This window comes from Mucilaginibacter sp. P4_G9, assembly GCF_056400985.1.
This window is the reverse complement of sequence record NZ_JBFUKF010000938.1, coordinates 1-604: the sequence shown is the minus strand read 5'-3', so window position 1 is coordinate 604 and position 604 is coordinate 1. Positions and strand designations below refer to the sequence as shown.

1 protein-coding gene is annotated in these 604 nt (G+C 34.4%); it reads left to right on the top strand.

Going from position 1 to position 604, the window contains the following annotated elements; all coding sequences use genetic code 11:
* Positions 1-397: 397 nt before the first annotated feature.
* Positions 398-604, top strand: a 207-nt coding sequence (locus AC1DPZ_RS28675) for a hypothetical protein (RefSeq protein WP_477409942.1), incomplete at its 3' end; no start/stop codon positions are given.

Genomic DNA, 604 nt, shown 5'->3' with positions numbered 1-604 from the left:
ATATATTGTCTGCCGGAACACGGTCGGACAATTGGAAATTGGTAAAGAGTTTCTCTTGATAGTGCTTCTTTCCTTGCATGACGTTAAGATACTAAAAATCAATATCTTAACATAAATTATTGCGAAATAGTTGACGAGTTGTGCAACAGCCACCGCAGGCTTGTGTGCCCACATGCAAGGTATTGAATATGCAAATCCCGGATGTTTATTAATGGGGGATTTTGTATTTTTAAAAATAAGGCTACTGGTGGGCATTAATTTGAATCATAGTATGACGTATACTTAGCATGCGGGTCACAAGGGTGGACCCTTGCGACAGCGGCGCTATATGGATTGGCAGAATTAGCTTCTTATTTATATAATGGAAAATAATTAGAAGAAAATATTATTGATTGATATGAAGTTTTTAATTTATTTATGTGATCGAATGGTGATATTGTCCTACAAAGGAAATGCCGATGTTGTAATGACTAAATGCCTGGCTTTAGTTTCAATAATTTTGGCTCAAAATATACTTTTTGGGTGTTCTTTGTTATATATGTTATTTATCAGCAAAAACATTTTACCCTATAATAAAGAAGCTTATTTCTCTCTTGTTTTGGGT